Genomic DNA, 245 nt, shown 5'->3' with positions numbered 1-245 from the left:
GCGCTTAAGCAGCCTGACTACCTGTAGTGTTCCCTGTACACTCCAGAAATACACGTAAACGAAACCGTTCTAGATTTCGATAGCCATATGCCCGGCGTTTGATGTTTTTGATCTTGTGATTCGTCCCCTCGATTCGGGCATTCGTATATGGGCACAAAAAGTAGGAAAGAATAGGCTCCTTCCACCTTTCAAGCGTGTTGGCTGCTTCCTGAAAAGAAGCAAAAGGGCTCTGTTTAGCTAACTGA

Annotated in this window: 1 protein-coding gene; it reads right to left on the bottom strand. The window is 46.1% G+C overall.

Annotation, left to right across the window (positions count from 1 at the left end):
* Window positions 1-4: 4 nt before the first annotated feature.
* Window positions 5-245 (bottom strand): transposase (locus DCC82_RS03995; RefSeq protein WP_146177911.1); only part of this gene is annotated, 241 nt, incomplete at its 5' end.

The organism is Geobacillus sp. LYN3, assembly GCF_003064505.1.
Classification (GTDB): Bacteria; Bacillota; Bacilli; order Bacillales; family Anoxybacillaceae; genus Parageobacillus_B; species Parageobacillus_B toebii.
The sequence above is the reverse complement of the archived record's forward strand: the minus strand, read 5'-3'. Positions and strand labels throughout refer to the sequence as shown.